The organism is Bradyrhizobium sp. USDA 10063, from assembly GCF_054063735.1.
The window spans coordinates 5,858,947-5,874,192 of record NZ_JBSSGP010000002.1 but is presented as its reverse complement, the minus strand read 5'-3'; the positions used below and the strand labels follow the sequence as shown (position 1 = coordinate 5,874,192).

The following is a 15,246-nucleotide window of genomic DNA, read 5'->3' as shown; positions in this document are numbered from 1 at the left end:
CCGGCTCCCCGGTCATTCACCAATCGCCTCTCAGGCCGCCTTCTTCTTGGCGGTGAGCAGCTTGCGGTTGATCAGGCATTCGGCGATCTGCACCGCGTTCAGCGCAGCGCCCTTGCGCAAATTGTCCGACACGCACCACAGCACGAGCCCGTTCTCCACCGTCGCGTCCTCGCGGATGCGGCTGATATAGGTCGCGTCCTCGCCCGCCGCCTCATAGGGGGTGACGTAGCCACCGGGCTCCTGCTTGTCGATGACGAGACAGCCCGGCGCATTGCGCAGGATGTCGCGCGCCTCATCCGGCGTGATCGGGCTCTCGAACTCGATATTGACGGCTTCCGAATGGCCGACGAAGACCGGCACGCGCACGCAGGTCGCGGAGAGCTTGATCTTCGGATCAAGGATCTTCTTGGTCTCCGCCATCATCTTCCACTCTTCCTTGGTGTAGCCGTCCTCCATGAAGACGTCGATGTGGGGGATGACGTTGAAGGCGATGCGCTTCGGGAATTTCTTGTTGATCAATTCGTCATTGGTGTAGACGGCCTTGGTCTGCGAGAACAGTTCGTCCATCGCATCCTTGCCGGCGCCCGAGACCGACTGATAGGTCGAGACCACGACACGCTTGATCGTCGCCTTGTCGTGCAAGGGCTTCAGCGCCACCACGAGCTGCGCGGTCGAGCAGTTCGGGTTGGCGATGATGTTCTTCTTGGTGAAGCCCGCGGCCGCGTCCGCATTCACCTCCGGCACGATCAGCGGCACGTCCGGATCCATGCGCCAGGCCGACGAATTGTCGATCACGACCGCGCCGGCGGCGCCGATCTTCGGCGACCATTCCTTCGACACCGCGCCGCCCGCCGACATCAGGCAGATGTCGACGTCGGAGAAGTCGTAATGCTCGAGCGCTTTGACCTTCAGGGTCCGGTCGCCGTAGGAGACGTCGACGCCGACGCTGCGGCGCGAAGCCAGCGCCACCACCTCGTCCGCCGGGAATTTGCGCTCGTCCAGGATGCCGAGCATTTCCCGCCCGACATTACCGGTCGCACCCACCACCGCGACTTTGTAACCCATCGTTCACTCTCCGAGGAAAAATGCTCGCCTGCCGCATCCGGCGGATAAGGAAGCGCAGCGCTTCTATGCGAGAAACGCCGTTAAGACAACGTTAGACGTAAGCCTTGCCGGTCCGGCCGCCTGTTCGGACGACATGATGTAGTCACGCCGGCGCCGCTCGCCACCGCCCGCGGCGCCCCTTCGATGATGGCGACATCGCGGCAAGGCACTGGTTTTCATGAAACTTTTGCGGTTTCCGCGGCATTATTGCGCGCCAGTGTGGCGCATTTGACCTAGTGGCGGCAGTTGCGCCAAGGCTACAATGTGACCAAATCAGATGGGCGATCTGCCAGCCCCGCGCGCGGGCACAGTGACGAGGATGAAATGACTGCCAAATTTCCTGCTGCGACCAGGTTCGCGGTATTTCTTGCTACCGCCGCGGCGGTGGTCGGTCTCCTCGCCAGCCCGGCTGATGCCCAGACCAAGCGCCAGCAGCAGCAGCGGCTGCAGTATGACCGCGACGGCCGGGTCACTTACGGCGCGCAGGGCCCCAACCGCTCCTACCAGCAGGGGCCGCGCACCCGCGTCTTCGTGACCACCCGCTCCTGGCTCGATGCCGGCACCGAGGTGCTGCCGGGCGACCGCAAGTTCCAGGACTACGCGTTTCCGTCGCCGTACGGGTATCCAACCTTCGCGCGCGAAAACCTCAATCGGCCGATCGACCGGCAGCCGCTTAATCCGGCGTCGGATTTGGGCGGCGAGCCGACCCGGTTCCCGCTGTATTGATTGCGAACTTGTAGGGTGGGCAAAGGCGCATCGCGCCGTGCCCACCATTTCGCACTCCGCTCGTGATGGTGGGCACGCTTCGCTTTGCCCACCCTACCAATCCGGAGCGTGTTGCGCCTACGCGTGCAGCTTCTGCAATTCCTTCAGAATCGCTTCGCCCATCTGCGTGGTCGAGGCTGATGTCGTGCCTTCGGACTTGATGTCTGCGGTACGCAGGCCGCTTGCGAGCACCGCAGCGATTGCTACATCGAGCTTGTCGGCGAGCGCGCCCATGTCGAAGGAATAGCGCAGCGCCATGCCGAACGAGGCGAGCATCGCGATCGGGTTGGCGAGGCCTTTGCCGGCAATATCGGGCGCCGAGCCGTGCACCGGCTCGTACAGCGCCTTGCGCTTGCCGCTCTTGGCATCGACCTCACCGAGCGAGGCCGACGGCAGCATGCCGAGCGAACCGGTCAGCATCGCCGCGATATCGGACAGCATGTCGCCGAACAGATTGTCGGTGACGATGACGTCGAACTGCTTGGGCCATTTCACCAGCATCATGCCGCCGGAATCCGCAAGCTGGTGCTCCAGCGTCACGTCAGGGTATTCGCGCTTGTGCACTTGGGTGACCACCTCGTTCCAAAGCACGCCCGATTTCATGACGTTGCGCTTTTCCATCGAGGTCACCTTGTTGCGGCGCTTCTTCGCAAGGTCGAAGGCGACGCGGGCGATGCGCTCGATCTCGTAGGTGTCGTAGACCTGAGTGTCGATGGCGCGCTTCTGGCCGTTGCCGAGATCGGTGATGGTTTTCGGCTCGCCGAAATAGACCCCGCCGGTGAGCTCGCGCACGATCATGATGTCGAGCCCCTCGACCGCCTCGCGCTTCAGGCTCGAGGCATCGGCGAGCGCCGGATAGCACACGGCGGGCCGCAGATTGGCGAACAGGCCGAGATCCTTGCGCAGCCGCAACAGGCCGGCTTCGGGCCGCACCTCATAGGGAACGTTGTCCCATTTCGGACCGCCGACCGCGCCGAAGATCACGGCATCGGCAGCCTTCGCCTTGGCCATGTCGCCTTCCGAGATCGAGACCTTGTGCGCGTCATAGGCGGCGCCGCCGACCAGCCCCTCTTCGGTTTCGAATGTCGCGATTCCTTCCGCCTTCAGCCAGCCGATCAGGCGCTTCACCTCCGCCATCACTTCGGGGCCGATGCCGTCGCCGGGCAGGAGCAGGAGTTTTTGGGTCGCCATGGGTGCTCGCCTTGAGAGAAAAAAATCCGGGCGGAGTGCTAAAACGCTGTTGCGCGATTGGCAAGACACCATTCCCGGCGCACGCCCTGTGCAGACGCGGCAAGGCCTGCCACAATATGGCCCCGCCGGAGTCCCCATGAAATCGCCCGACTCGCCCTCGCCTTACGCGCATCTCGCGCGGCTGATCCTCATCCTGTCGCTGGCGCCGACCGCAGGCCTCGGCATCGGGCGCTTCGCCTATTCGCTGGTGCTGCCTGACATGCGTGACTCGCTTGCGTGGTCCTATTCCGCGGCGGGCTTTATGAACACCATCAACGCTGCCGGATATCTGATCGGCGCGCTGTTCGCCGCGCGGCTGATCCGGCGCTTCGGGCTGGTAGCGGCCGTGCGCTGGGGCACGCTGGCTTGCGTGGTATCGCTCGCGCTTTGCGCCGTCACCGGCAACTTTGTGGTACTGAGCGTTGCGCGGCTGCTCGCCGGCCTCGGCGCCGCGGCCGGCTTCGTCGGCGGCGGCGCGCTTGCGGCGATGATCGCGCAGACGCGGCCCGAGCGCGCCAATTTCCTGCTCAGCCTGTTCTATGCCGGACCCGGCAGCGGCATCCTGCTGTCGGGGCTGGTGGCGCCATTCGTGCTGCAATGGTTCGGCCCCGGCTCGTGGTGGATCGTATGGTGGGCGATGACGCTGCTCGCTGCCATCATGACCATTCCGCTATGGCTCGCATCCTTCCCTTCCGATGCCATGACCAGGCAGGAGGCCTCGGCGAAGTTCGCGATCGCGCCAGTTGCGATCTACTTCACCGGCTATTTCCTGTTCGGCGCAGGCTATATCGCCTACATGACCTTCATGATCGCCTATGTGCGCGACGCCGGCGGCGGCGCGCTGGCGCAAAGCGCATTCTGGAGCCTGATCGGGCTGAGCGCTTTCGTGACGCCGTGGGTGTGGCGAGGGGTGCTTGGGCTCAACCGCGGCGGGCTTGCCACGACGATCATCCTCGGCGTCAACGCGATCGGCGCCGGACTGCCGATTTTCGGACACTCGCCGCTGTTGCTCGCAGTCTCCGCCCTGGTGTTTGGCGTCGCCTTCTTCGCCGTGGTGGGATCGACCACCGCCTTCGTGCGCTTCAACTATCCGCCGTCGTCCTGGCCGACGGCAATTGCCGCGCTGACGATCTCATTCGGCATCGGCCAGACCATCGGACCGATTGTCGTCGGCGCGATCACCGATGCGGTCGGCAGCCTGTCGTTCGCGCTGAACATATCAGCCGCGATGCTGGCGCTCGGCGCGATCCTGTCGGCGTTCCAGCGGAAGTTGCCGGTGAAGGCGTAGAGAAGGCTAGCAGTCCCGGTGTCGTCATTGCGAGCGCAGCGAAGCAATCCATGCCTCCGCAAGTGGCGAAATGGATTGCTTCGCTGCGCTCGCAATGACGCGGGGAGAGGTTCTGATTCAAATGTCAAACAGCTCTCCGCTGTCATCGTCCGGCTTGACCGGACGATCCAGTATTCCAGCGGCGACCGAGTTTAAGTAGAGAGGCCGCCGGTTACTGGATGCCCGCCTTCGCGGGCATGACGGTGGAGTATGATGACGGGATGTGTGCCCGCGTTCTCGCGGCGCGGTGCGCCCGAGCTTTGCGTTCGTTTCACCCTCTCATCGAACAGAGGGCGCAGGGAAAGCCGGGTGCCGGTTGCACCCATGGGCCCCGTGCAACAAAAAGCACGGGGGTAGGACCACAGGTCACCGGAGCAACACCGGCTTTCCCTGCGCGATGGTTTACGGCTTACTTCGTGCTCTTCCCGGTGACCGGGCTTTCTTGCCACCGTCACCTCACGGATCATCTCCGCGAGACTTAGCGCCAGCGTCGGGGCGCCGGAACCACACGACTTCGCCGTCCGCTGACATTGCGTTCGTCTTTCGCAACACCCGCGTCCGCCGCATCTCACCGCAACGTTCGTGACGATCGCGAGCCGCCCCTCATTCGGGTGAGACGCGCGGAGTTAAATCACTGATTTGCCCGACGACGGAAGCGGAATGTTTTTCGCGACAAGACTGGACGGGGCAAAATCACATTGATTGGATTGAGGAAATTTCCACGAACGCTACTCGGCATTCCGGGGCGTCCGAAGGACGAGCCCGGAACCCATGTCGCCACCTGCGACTGCGGCCCGATGGATTCCGGGCTCGCGACTTCGTGGCGGCCCGGAATGACGGCGGAGGAGCTAACTTCCGCTAAAGGAATTGTAGCCCTGGTCTTCCCAGTAGCCGCCCTTGTAGTCGTTGGTGACTTCCATCGAGATCACGTATTTCGGGTTCTTGAAGCCGAGCTTGGTCGGCACCCGGATCTTCATCGGATAGCCGTAGGCGCGCGGCAAAATCTCGTCGGCGAATTTGAAGGTCATCTGGGTCTGCGGATGCAGCGCGGTCGGCATGTCCAGCGGCGAGTTGTAGCCGTCCTTGTCGGCGCACTGGAACCAGACATATTTCGCGCGTGTATCGGCGCCGACAAGCTTCAGGAAATCGCGCAGCGGCGTGCCGGTCCAGCTCCCGATCGCGCTCCAGCCCTCGACGCAGATATGGCGCGTGACCTGCTTGACCTGCGGCAGCTTGTAGAGCTCCTCCAGCGTCCACGGATTCTTGTTCTCGACCAGGCCGCGCACCTCCAGCTTCCAGTCCTTGCCGTCGATCTCGGGCGCTTCGTCGAGGTCGTAATAGCCGTTGAACGGAAACGGCTTTGTGATGGCGCTTTCCGGAAAGGTCGGCGCCAGCGTGTTCGGATTGAACATCCAGGCCTGCACCGCATCGTTGAACTTCGAGACCTGCGCCAGCATCGTTTCCGCCGAGGAGCTGTCGACGACGTCGCAACCGGTGAGCAGCGTCAGCGCCCCCAGGCTGGCACCGCCCGTGATGAAACGCCGGCGTGTCAAATCAGGCATCAGCTTCACGGCGTCCTTGACCAGGAGCTTCTTGTCGACGCCGGGGATCAGGAGCTTGCGCATACGGCCCATGACTCTCTCCTTGAACTCAGCGGCCAATGATCATGGCGCGCAAGCTTCTCGGCACCAGGATCGCGAGCGCGACGTGAACAACGAGGAAGGCGACGATCAGCGCCATGCAGAAGAAGTGGACATAGCGCGCGGCATCGTAGCCGCCGAACAGCGCGGTCAGCCACTGCAACTGCACCGGCTTCCAGATCGACAGGCCCGACAGCACGATGAGCACACCGACGATGATGATGCCGGCATACAACAGCTTCTGCACGTAATTGTACTTGGTGAGATCGTCGTGCGAGAGCTTGAAGGTCAGTGCCGCCTTGGTATCCGAGATCACGCCCGCCGGCGTGATCGGCAGCAACTTCCTGCGGAAGCGGCCGGTGACGAAGCCAAGGATGAGATAGACCAGGCCATTGACCATCAACAGCCACATCGCGGCGAAATGCCAGAGCAGCGCGCCGCCGAGCCAGCCGCCGAGCGTGATGCTGCGGGAGAACGTGAAGTTGAACAGCGGCGAGGCGTTGTAGATCTGCCAGCCCGACATGATCATCATGATCATCGCGACCGCATTGATCCAGTGCACGATCCGCACCCAGGCCGGCTGGATCGCCTTCGCGGTGCTGGCGGGAGCATGCTCGTTGCTGACTGCAAGGCTCGACATGGCTGTTTCCCTGCTCGGGGTTCGTTACGGACTTATACGCCCGGATGGGGGCCTTGTTACTGCGACACGTGGCTATCAATTCGATACGAACAGCGCATCGTGGTCACAAAAAAGCGAGCCGGGTTACCCCCGGCTCGCTTGTAACGCTTCCTGTCCGGGGCTGAAACAGGCGCGTTACGAGGCGGGCATCAACACGGTGTCGATCACATGGATCACGCCGTTCGACTGGTTGACGTTGGAAATCGTCACCGTCGACCAGTTGCCCTTGGCGTCGCCGATCCAGACCTTGCCGTCCTGCTTCTTCACGGTCAGTTCCTCGCCTTCGACGGTCCTGAGCTTCTTGCCGTCGGAGAGGCTGGAAGCGTCATATTTCCCGGCCACGACGTGATAGGTCAGGATCTTGGTCAGCGTCGGCTTGTTCTCGGGCTTGACCAGGGTGTCGACGGTGCCGGCCGGCAGTTTACCGAACGCCGTATTGGTCGGCGCGAACACGGTGAACGGACCCTTGCCTTGCAGCGTCTCGACCAGGCCCGCGGCCTTCACCGCGGCGACGAGGGTGGTGTGGTCCTTCGAATTGACCGCGTTCTGGATGATGTTCCTGGACGGGAACATCGCGGCGCCGCCGACCATCACGGTCTTTTCCTCGGCGCGAACCGGCGCCATCACGGTCGCGGTGAGCGCCAGCGCGCTGAACGCTGCGGCGGCGAGAAGTGCTGTACGTTTCAACATGGACAATCTCCCGTTTGGCTAAAGGTGACCGGCGGAACTGCCGCCGGGGATGAAAGGCAACGACGGCGCGGCTATGCGATTGCGCCGTCGTTGGCCGCAGCTACGGGAGGATTCGGGACGTGGTTTCGCGGGATAATTTATCGTGATGGCTGAAACTAATTGCGGGCGAGGCCGTGGGGTGACGTGCGTAGCGGGCCGTAGGGTGGGCAAAGCGACTTCTCGCGCCGTGGTCAACACAGGCGGAGACGGAAGCGTGCCCACCATCACGAGCGGAGTGCTTGACGGTGGGCACGCTAGCTCTGCCCACCCTCATATGGGGCTTTGTGAGTCAAGGCTCTTGAACCGGTGCGGGTTGGGTTTTTGCAGTGAGAGGGCGGCGCGCGGAGCCATGCGTAGCGCAGCGCGACGACCGGGCCCCGGGCGAGGATTGGCTTCCGAAGATTTCTGCAGCTCACTGCATCACCTCATATCCGGTCGGATCGGCTGATCCGTACCCACATTCCGCATGCTTGCGGCGAGGAAGCCAAGAGGATGAGACCCATCTACAAAGCGGCCTGGTTGGGCCCCTGGGTGGCACGGTCATCATCCATCCTGTACGGGGCGCGCGGCGCGGAGCCGCCTCGCCCTGGTGGCGTGGTCCGGTGCTAGGCCTTCATCACGGCCTGCTCCGGAACAAGGCCGGTGGTGAGATAGCGCCACAGCGCCACGATCAGCTTGCGCGCCAGCGCGACGATGGCGATGCGCTTGGCGCGCTTGCCGGCGTTTTCGGTGCGGGTGCGGAACCAGCGGCTGAGCGCGCTGTCCGGCTGATGGCGCAGCCAGAGCCAGGCCAGTTCGATCGTCTTGTGGCGGGCGCGCCGGTTGCCGGCCTTGCTGATCCCCTGCTCGCGATCGATGCTGCCGCTTTGCCAGGGACTGGGCGCCAATCCGCAATAGCTGGCGACCTCGCGCCGGTTGCGGAAGTCCTTGTAGAACACCTCGTTCACCAGCGTCGCGGCAAACGCCGGGCCGAGCGCCTTGAGCTGCTGCAACTGATCCCGTCGCTTCGCCATCGGCGCCGGCGCCGCGGCGGCTTCCGCCGCGACTTCTGCCGCGACTTCTGTAGCGACTTGGGCCTGCTCCAGCGCCTTGAGCTGGTCGCGCACCAGCATCAGCCGGGCATGCTCGCGCTTCACTTCGGCCAGAAGCTGCGGCGGCAGCGGCTGCCCTTGCCAGTCCCGCTGCTGCTCCAGCCAGGCGAGCCAGGTCCGTCGTCGCAAGGTGCCGGCCGCCATGCCCAACAGGCGCAGCAGCGCCTTGATCCGGTTGGTGTGCCCCGTCTGCTCCTTCACCAGTCGTTCGCGTTCGCGGCTGGCGCGCCGGGCGTCCTCCTCGGCCACGCTCGGCACCCGGACGATCCGCACCACCCGCGGCTCGCCTCGCAAATGAGCCATCAAGGTGCGCAGCAGAAGCTCGCCATCGATCCGGTCTGTCTTCGCCCGCCGCGCCCGTTGCTCCACCGCGATGCTCGCCGGGTCGAAGATGAAGTTGGTGATCCCAGCCGCCGCGAGCAGCCGGTGCAGCCAGAAGCCGTCATAGCCAGCCTCGTAGCAGCTCACCACCCGCGGCGCCGCTCCAAGCTTCGCAGTCGCCCGGGCCTTGACCTGCTCGATCAGCGCCAGCAGCCCGGCGTGATCGCCGCCTTCCAGCTTGTGGCGCGATATCCGGTCCCGATCCGGACTGTGCAGCGTCACCAGCCACGTCTTCTGACTCAGTTCGATCGCAACGAAAATCGTGCCACAATGCCCGGCGGTGGGCGTGTTCTTGGTCAATGCTTGCATCAGACTCTCCGATGGTTCGAGTGTGGAAACCCAAACCTACCGGAAAGGGCGCGCTCACCGCCCCATGGAATCTACAGGATGGAAAACTAATCCCTGTTCGCAGGCGTCTGGATGAAGCCGCGGTTGTGGGTCGGGCTGATCAGGATCTCGTTGACACAGACCCGCGGCGGCAGGCTGGCGACGAAGGCGATGGTGCGGCCGAGATCTTCCGGCTGCAGCATTTTTGCTTGTTCGGCTTCGCTCGGCACCACGGGGCGCAGCTTCAGGATCGGGGTTGCGACCTCGCCGGGCGACAGGCAGCAGGCGCGCAGGCCGTTGACGCATTCATCCATGTTGAAGGAATGGGTCAGCGCCAGCACCGCATGCTTGGTCGTGGTGTAGGCCGGGCCGGGCATCTTCGAGACATGGCGGCCGGCCCAGGAGGCGACGTTGATGATGCAGCCGTCCTGCTGCTTGCGCATCGCCGGCAGCACCGCATGGATGCAATAGAGCACGCCGTTGAGATTGATCTCGACCAGTCTGTCCCAGCCCTCCAGCTCCATGTCGGCCCAGCTCCGCTTCGGCACGTTGATGCCGGCGCTGTTGACCAGGAGGTCGATGCGGCCGTGACGGCTGAGGATCTGCTCGGCGACCTTGTTGACGTCCTGCTTGCTGCTGACGTCGAGCGGAATGGCCTCGGCCTTGCCGCCCTTCTTGGCGATGCTGGCGACCACCCGGTCCAGCTCTTCCTTGCGGCGGCCCGAGACCACCACGGTCCAGCCGTCGGCCGCCAGGAATTCCGCCCCGGACTCGCCGATCCCGGTGCCGCCGCCCGTCACCCAGGCCACGCGTTTCCCATTATTTGTCATGCAAACTGTCTCCGTTGCTTTCCAAAGGGCGTTTTTGCTAAGCCAGCGGCCGGATTTTCCCGGCCTTTCCGCCCTTCAGGGGATGTTGCATGAACACCGCCGCCAACGCCAACCTGTTTTCCCGCCTGTTCGACGGTCTCGACGATCCGAGCAGGCTTGCGATCGAACAGCTTGACGGCACGAAGATCAGCTATGCGGACCTGATCGCGCGCACCGGGCAAATGGCGAACGTGTTGGTTTCGCGCGGCGTCAAGGTCGGCGACCGCGTTGCAGCACAAACCGAGAAGTCGGTGCAGGGCCTCGTGCTGTATCTGGCGACCGTGCGCGCCGGCGCCGTCTATTTGCCGCTCAACACCGCCTATACGCTCAACGAGCTCGACTACTTCATCACCGACGCCGAACCATCGCTGGTGGTCTGTGATCCCTCCAAGGCTGAAGGCATCGGCACGATCGCGGCGAAAGTCGGCGCCAAGGTCGAGACGCTCGGCGCCGACGGCAAGGGTTCGCTGACGGAGGCGGCCGACAAAGCGAGCCCTGACTTCAAGACGGTGGCGCGCGGCAATGATGATCTCGCCGCGATCCTCTATACGTCGGGCACCACCGGCCGCTCCAAGGGCGCGATGCTGAGCCACGACAATCTGGCCTCGAACTCGCTGTCGCTGGTCGATTACTGGCGCTTCACTGGGGATGACGTGCTGATCCACGCGCTGCCGATCTATCATACCCACGGCCTGTTCGTGGCCAGCAACGTGACGCTGTTCGCCCGCGCCGCGATGATCTTCCTGCCGAAGTTCGATCCCGACCTGATCATCAAGCTGATGGCGCGCGCCACCGTGCTGATGGGCGTGCCGACCTTCTACACGCGCCTCTTGCAGAATCCCGCGCTCAACAAAGAGACGACCAGGCATATGCGGCTGTTCGTTTCGGGCTCGGCGCCGCTGCTCGCCGACACCCATCGCGAATGGTCCGCCCGCACGGGTCATGCCGTGCTCGAGCGCTACGGCATGACCGAGACCAACATGAACACCTCCAATCCCTATGACGGCGCGCGCGTGCCCGGCGCGGTCGGCTTCCCACTGCCCGGCGTCTCCGCACGTGTCACCGACCCTGACACGGGCAAGGTGTTGCCCCCAGAGACCATCGGCGTGATCGAGGTCAAGGGCCCGAACGTGTTCAAGGGCTATTGGCGGATGCCGGAAAAAACCAAGTCCGAATTCCGCGACGACGGCTTCTTCATCACCGGCGATCTCGGCAAGATCGACGCCAAGGGCTATGTGCACATCCTCGGCCGCGGCAAGGACCTGGTGATCTCCGGCGGCTTCAACGTCTATCCCAAGGAGATCGAGACCGAGATCGACGGCATGCCCGGTGTGGTCGAATCCGCCGTGATCGGCGTGCCCCATGCCGATTTCGGCGAAGGCGTCACCGCCGTCCTGGTGCGCCAGCCCGGCGCCACCATCGACGAAGCGACGGTGCTGAACGGCCTCGAAGGACGATTGGCAAAGTTCAAGATGCCGAAGCGCGTGTTCGTCGTCGACGAACTGCCGCGCAATACCATGGGCAAGGTGCAGAAGAATATTTTACGGGATACGTATAAGGATATCTATACGAAGAAGTAGGGGCGCGCAGCCGCTCCCGGGGGAAGAGGTCATGGACCGAGAGCAGGCGGAAGAGATTCTTGATTACTTGCTTGCGGCCGCCTACGAGCTCGACGAGGCGAAGGCAGCCGCCGGCGTTGTCGAAGATCAGGACGAGGATGCTGCGTCCCTCAGGGCTCTCATCATCAAGCTCAACTCCGAGCTGCTAGAGGCGATTTTTGACCGATTTTCCGATTTGCTTCCATTTGAGGAGTTTCCCGAGATCAACAGCTCGCTCCGGTGGGATCAGGTTCGACTTCCGCCGTCTGCATCCGAATCCCAGGTCGACGAGATCGTTCTCTCCATGATCGCCCCGCAATGGCGAAAAATGGCCTTCGTCATCTGGCACGCAGTGAAGCGAAGTGAAGAGCTTGCTCTTGGGGTTACCGACGAAATGTTCGCGGCCCGTATTCAGGCCCTGGTTGACGCAGAGCGTCTTGAGAGCCAAGGCGATCTGCGCCGATGGCGTCATAGCGAAGTCAGGAAGAAGCTGAGTTGACGATGGGCTGCGTAGCCCGGGTGGAGCGCCAGCGTAACCCGGGACCGTCGGTAGACGTTGACGCGGCGTCCCGGGTTGCGCCGTTCCGCTCCACCCGGGCTACGAGGCTACTGCCCGCTCACAAGGCTGACCACGAACCGGCCGCCGACGATGAAGAGGTAGGCGCCGAACGCCATTTCCAGTGCGCGTTTCGACAGCGCATGCGCGACCTTCACTCCGAGCGGCGCCGTGACCAGCGTGGTCGGCATCACCAGGATGGCGCCGATCAGCGAGACGTAGCCGAGCGCGAACGGGATCTGTAGGGCGAGGATATCGGGAAAGCGCGCCGCGGCCGGCCAGCCGGCGTAGACGTAGCCGAGCGCGCCGGGAATCGAGATCAGGACTGCCAGCGCCGAGGAGGTCGCGACCGCCTGATGGATCGGGCGGCCGTAGAAGGTCATCAGGAGATTGGCGAACAAGCCGCCGCCGATGCCCATCAAGGTCGAGAGCAGGCCGACGAAGAAGCCGTAGACGCGCATCAAGAAGCCTTTCGGCAGTTCGTCCCCGAACTTCCAACCCTCGCGCGCCAATAGCAGCCGCGCCGCGGCCGACCATGCCACCATCACGAACACGATCTTGAACAGCCGCTCCGGCGCAAACCGCGCGGTGACGCTGCCGGCGAGGACGCCGAGCACGATCGGAAGCCACCAGCGCTTCAACACCTGCATGTCGACCGCGCCGCGCCGGTAATGGGCGCGAAACGAGCTGATCGAGGTCGGGATGATGATGGCGAGCGAGGTGCCGATGCAGAGCGGCATCCGCACCTCCAGCGGCACGCCCGCCAGGCGGAAGCATTCGTAGAACACCGGCACCAGGATCGCGCCGCCGCCGATGCCGAACAGGCCGGCAAGAAAGCCGGACAAGGCGCCAACCGCGATCAGCAACAACGCGAGTTCAACGAGTTCGATGAGATCGAGGCCAGCCATGATGTCCCTGCGAATCGGCGTTTAATCCCCGCCGCTCCGGAAGGCTAGACCCTTGTCGAACGTGGGAGTATCTAGCCCCTTCGGCGAACAGCCTTGCGAATTCCGGAAGGATCGGATGGACCAGCTTTCGGCCATGGCGACCTTTGTCCGCGCGGTGGAGACGGGCAGTCTCTCGGCGGCAGCCCGCTCGCTCCCGAGCTCACTGACCTCGGTCAGCCGGCAGATCTCCGCGCTGGAGCAGCATTTCGGCACGCGGCTGCTACTCCGCACCACACGGCAGCTCGCGCTGACCGATGATGGCAGGATTTTCTACGAGCGCGCGAAATCGATCCTCGGCGAGGTCAGGGAAATCGAAGCCGCGTTGTCACGCGACCGTCACCAGCCCTCGGGACGGATTCGCGTGAGCTGCCCCAGCCTGATGGGGCGGCTCGTGATCGCGCCGCTGCTCGGCGAATTCCTGCGGCGCTACCCGTTGCTGTCGGTCGATCTGCTGCTGGTCGATCGCGCCGTCGACATGGTGGAGGAAGACATCCATCTTGCGATCCGCGTCGGCCGCCTGCGGGATTCGCAATTGGTCGCGCGCAAGCTCGCCGATCTCAGGATGATCGTATGCGCATCGCCGACCTATCTCGCGCGCCGCGGCGTGCCGCAGGCGCCGCGCGACCTCGCCGATCACGACTGTCTTGTGTTCTCCGATGCGCCCGGCACGGCTGAGTGGCGCTTCGCGGAGAGCGCGAAGGCAGACCGCAAAATCCGCATATCCGGTCGGCTCTGGATGAATAGCCTCGACGCGCTTGCCGCGGCGGCGAAGGAAGGCGCGGGCATTGTCCGCGTGCCGTCGTGGCAGGTGGACGCCGATATCAGGGCCGGCAGCTTGCGGCGGATCCTTGCCGACTACGAGGCGCCGGCGACCCCGTTGCACCTGGTGTTTCAGCCGTCGCGGCTTGCTTCGCCAAAGACCCGGGCATTTGTCGATTATCTCATTGAACGATGGCAGGCCACCGATCCGTTCGGCACGCATCCCGCCGCAGCATCTTAGCCGAATCAAAATTCGATTCTTGGCCTGTATCGGCCACCCTGGTATACCAAGCCTCTGATCGCCTTGTGTCATCAATGATGTAGCAATGAATACTCATTCGTTTTGCAGGCATTTGGCCGTTGCGCTGTTAGACTCGACTCCGTAAATAGAATTTATCTACCGCGTTCCCCGCTGGGCCCGCCGCGGTCCCACCAAACTCAAAGCCGCTGATGACCGCCAGGATCGAACGACCGCTCTCGCCCCATATACAGACCTATCGCTGGACCCTGACGATGGCGCTTTCCATCGTCCATCGCGCCACGGGAATAGCGCTTTACGTCGGCACGCTGCTGCTCGCCTGGTGGCTGATCGCGGCGGCTTCCGGCCCCTCGGCCTACGCCAACCTGCAGGCTTTCACCGGCAGCTTCATCGGCAAGCTGATCGTGTTCGGTTACACATGGGCGCTGATGCACCATCTGCTCAGCGGCATCAGGCATTTCGTCTGGGACCTGGGCTACGGCTTCAAGGCCAATGAGCGGGAGGCCCTGACCTGGGCCGCGCTGATCGGCGGCATCGTGCTCACCGTGCTGATCTGGATCATCGCTTACGCGATCGGAGGCGGACGATGAGCGACTCCCGTTCCTCGATGCGCACGCCGCTCGGCCGCGTCCGCAATCTCGGCGCCTCGCATTCCGGCACCACCGATTTCTGGCGCCAGCGCCTTACCGCGGTGGCGATGACGGTGCTGATCGTGCCGGTGCTGATCGTGATCCTGACACTGGTCGGCCGCAACCATGCCGGCGCCGCGCAAATCCTCGGCTCGCTGCCGATCGCGATCATCCTTCTGCTCTTCATCGTCGCCAGCATCTGGCACATGAAGATCGGCATGCAGGTCGTGATCGAGGACTATGTGCATAACGAGAAGCTGAAGCTCGCCAGCATCATGGCCAACAATTTCTTCTGCGTTGCGGTGGCCTTGGCCTCGATCTACGCACTCCTTAAATTATCCTCGGGAGTATGACCA

Annotated in this window: 15 protein-coding genes; 7 read left to right on the top strand and 8 right to left on the bottom strand. The window is 63.6% G+C overall.

From position 1 onward, the window contains the following. Positions 1 to 30: 30 nt before the first annotated feature. Positions 31 to 1,065: an aspartate-semialdehyde dehydrogenase gene (locus tag ACVJGD_RS29920; protein ID WP_456637594.1), complete on the bottom strand. Its 1,035-nt coding sequence runs from the start codon at positions 1,063 to 1,065 to the stop codon at positions 31 to 33. 363 nt (positions 1,066 to 1,428) lie between these two features. On the opposite strand from ACVJGD_RS29920, the gene ACVJGD_RS29915 reads away from it, so the two are divergent. Continuing rightward, positions 1,429 to 1,830, top strand: a complete 402-nt coding sequence (locus tag ACVJGD_RS29915; protein ID WP_456637593.1) for a hypothetical protein — start codon at positions 1,429 to 1,431, stop codon at positions 1,828 to 1,830. Positions 1,831 to 1,947: 117 nt separating this feature from the next. Here the strand turns inward: ACVJGD_RS29915 and leuB are convergent, their stop codons facing one another. Beyond that, on the bottom strand, positions 1,948 to 3,060 hold the full coding sequence (leuB, locus tag ACVJGD_RS29910) for a 3-isopropylmalate dehydrogenase (protein ID WP_456637592.1): 1,113 nt from the start codon (positions 3,058 to 3,060) through the stop codon (positions 1,948 to 1,950). Positions 3,061 to 3,196: 136 nt separating this feature from the next. Here leuB and ACVJGD_RS29905 point away from each other — a divergent pair, with 136 nt between their 5' ends. After that, entirely contained in the window at positions 3,197 to 4,387 is a 1,191-nt protein-coding gene (locus tag ACVJGD_RS29905) for a YbfB/YjiJ family MFS transporter (RefSeq protein WP_456637591.1), read from the top strand. Positions 4,388 to 5,274: 887 nt separating this feature from the next. Here ACVJGD_RS29905 and ACVJGD_RS29900 read toward each other — a convergent pair. The 5 genes from ACVJGD_RS29900 to ACVJGD_RS29880 all read right to left on the bottom strand — a co-directional run bounded on the left by ACVJGD_RS29900 (position 5,275) and on the right by ACVJGD_RS29880 (position 10,103). Further along, positions 5,275 to 6,060 (bottom strand): molybdopterin-binding protein, encoded by a 786-nt coding sequence (locus ACVJGD_RS29900; RefSeq protein WP_456637590.1) that lies wholly within the window; start codon positions 6,058 to 6,060, stop codon positions 5,275 to 5,277. A gap of 16 nt (positions 6,061 to 6,076) precedes the next feature. Beyond that, entirely contained in the window at positions 6,077 to 6,706 is a 630-nt protein-coding gene (locus ACVJGD_RS29895) for a cytochrome b/b6 domain-containing protein (protein WP_456637589.1), read from the bottom strand. Positions 6,707 to 6,880: 174 nt separating this feature from the next. Beyond that, positions 6,881 to 7,435: a fasciclin domain-containing protein gene (locus ACVJGD_RS29890; RefSeq protein WP_456637588.1), complete on the bottom strand. Its 555-nt coding sequence runs from the start codon at positions 7,433 to 7,435 to the stop codon at positions 6,881 to 6,883. 644 nt (positions 7,436 to 8,079) lie between these two features. Then, positions 8,080 to 9,255: an IS110 family RNA-guided transposase gene (locus ACVJGD_RS29885; protein ID WP_456632918.1), complete on the bottom strand. Its 1,176-nt coding sequence runs from the start codon at positions 9,253 to 9,255 to the stop codon at positions 8,080 to 8,082. A gap of 86 nt (positions 9,256 to 9,341) precedes the next feature. Next, complete coding sequence (locus tag ACVJGD_RS29880) at positions 9,342 to 10,103, bottom strand: SDR family oxidoreductase (RefSeq protein ID WP_456637587.1); 762 nt, start codon at positions 10,101 to 10,103, stop codon at positions 9,342 to 9,344. An 89-nt stretch (positions 10,104 to 10,192) separates the two neighbouring features. Between ACVJGD_RS29880 and ACVJGD_RS29875 the strand changes: the two genes are divergently transcribed. Together ACVJGD_RS29875 and ACVJGD_RS29870 are read left to right on the top strand one after the other, a co-directional pair. Next, positions 10,193 to 11,722 carry a malonate--CoA ligase gene (locus ACVJGD_RS29875; protein WP_456637586.1) on the top strand — a complete coding sequence of 510 codons (1,530 nt, stop codon included), beginning with the start codon at positions 10,193 to 10,195 and terminating at the stop codon, positions 11,720 to 11,722. A 31-nt stretch (positions 11,723 to 11,753) separates the two neighbouring features. Further along, positions 11,754 to 12,239, top strand: coding sequence for a DUF3658 domain-containing protein (locus ACVJGD_RS29870; protein WP_456637585.1), 486 nt, complete (start codon positions 11,754 to 11,756; stop codon positions 12,237 to 12,239). Positions 12,240 to 12,346: 107 nt separating this feature from the next. Here ACVJGD_RS29870 and ACVJGD_RS29865 read toward each other — a convergent pair whose 3' ends face one another. Further along, positions 12,347 to 13,207, bottom strand: a complete 861-nt coding sequence (locus tag ACVJGD_RS29865; RefSeq protein WP_456640418.1) for a sulfite exporter TauE/SafE family protein — start codon at positions 13,205 to 13,207, stop codon at positions 12,347 to 12,349. A 112-nt stretch (positions 13,208 to 13,319) separates the two neighbouring features. Between ACVJGD_RS29865 and ACVJGD_RS29860 the strand changes: the two genes are divergently transcribed. From ACVJGD_RS29860 to sdhD, 3 genes are all read left to right on the top strand, one after another. After that, the gene (locus ACVJGD_RS29860) at positions 13,320 to 14,243 is read left to right on the top strand and encodes a LysR family transcriptional regulator (RefSeq protein WP_456637584.1); all 924 of its coding nucleotides are present in this window, start codon (positions 13,320 to 13,322) and stop codon (positions 14,241 to 14,243) included. Between the two features lie 209 nt (positions 14,244 to 14,452). Further along, positions 14,453 to 14,851 (top strand): succinate dehydrogenase, cytochrome b556 subunit, encoded by a 399-nt coding sequence (gene sdhC / locus ACVJGD_RS29855; RefSeq protein ID WP_130581523.1) that lies wholly within the window; start codon positions 14,453 to 14,455, stop codon positions 14,849 to 14,851. A gap of 17 nt (positions 14,852 to 14,868) precedes the next feature. Then, positions 14,869 to 15,243 carry a succinate dehydrogenase, hydrophobic membrane anchor protein gene (sdhD, locus tag ACVJGD_RS29850; protein WP_456640417.1) on the top strand — a complete coding sequence of 125 codons (375 nt, stop codon included), beginning with the start codon at positions 14,869 to 14,871 and terminating at the stop codon, positions 15,241 to 15,243. Positions 15,244 to 15,246: the final 3 nt, after the last annotated feature.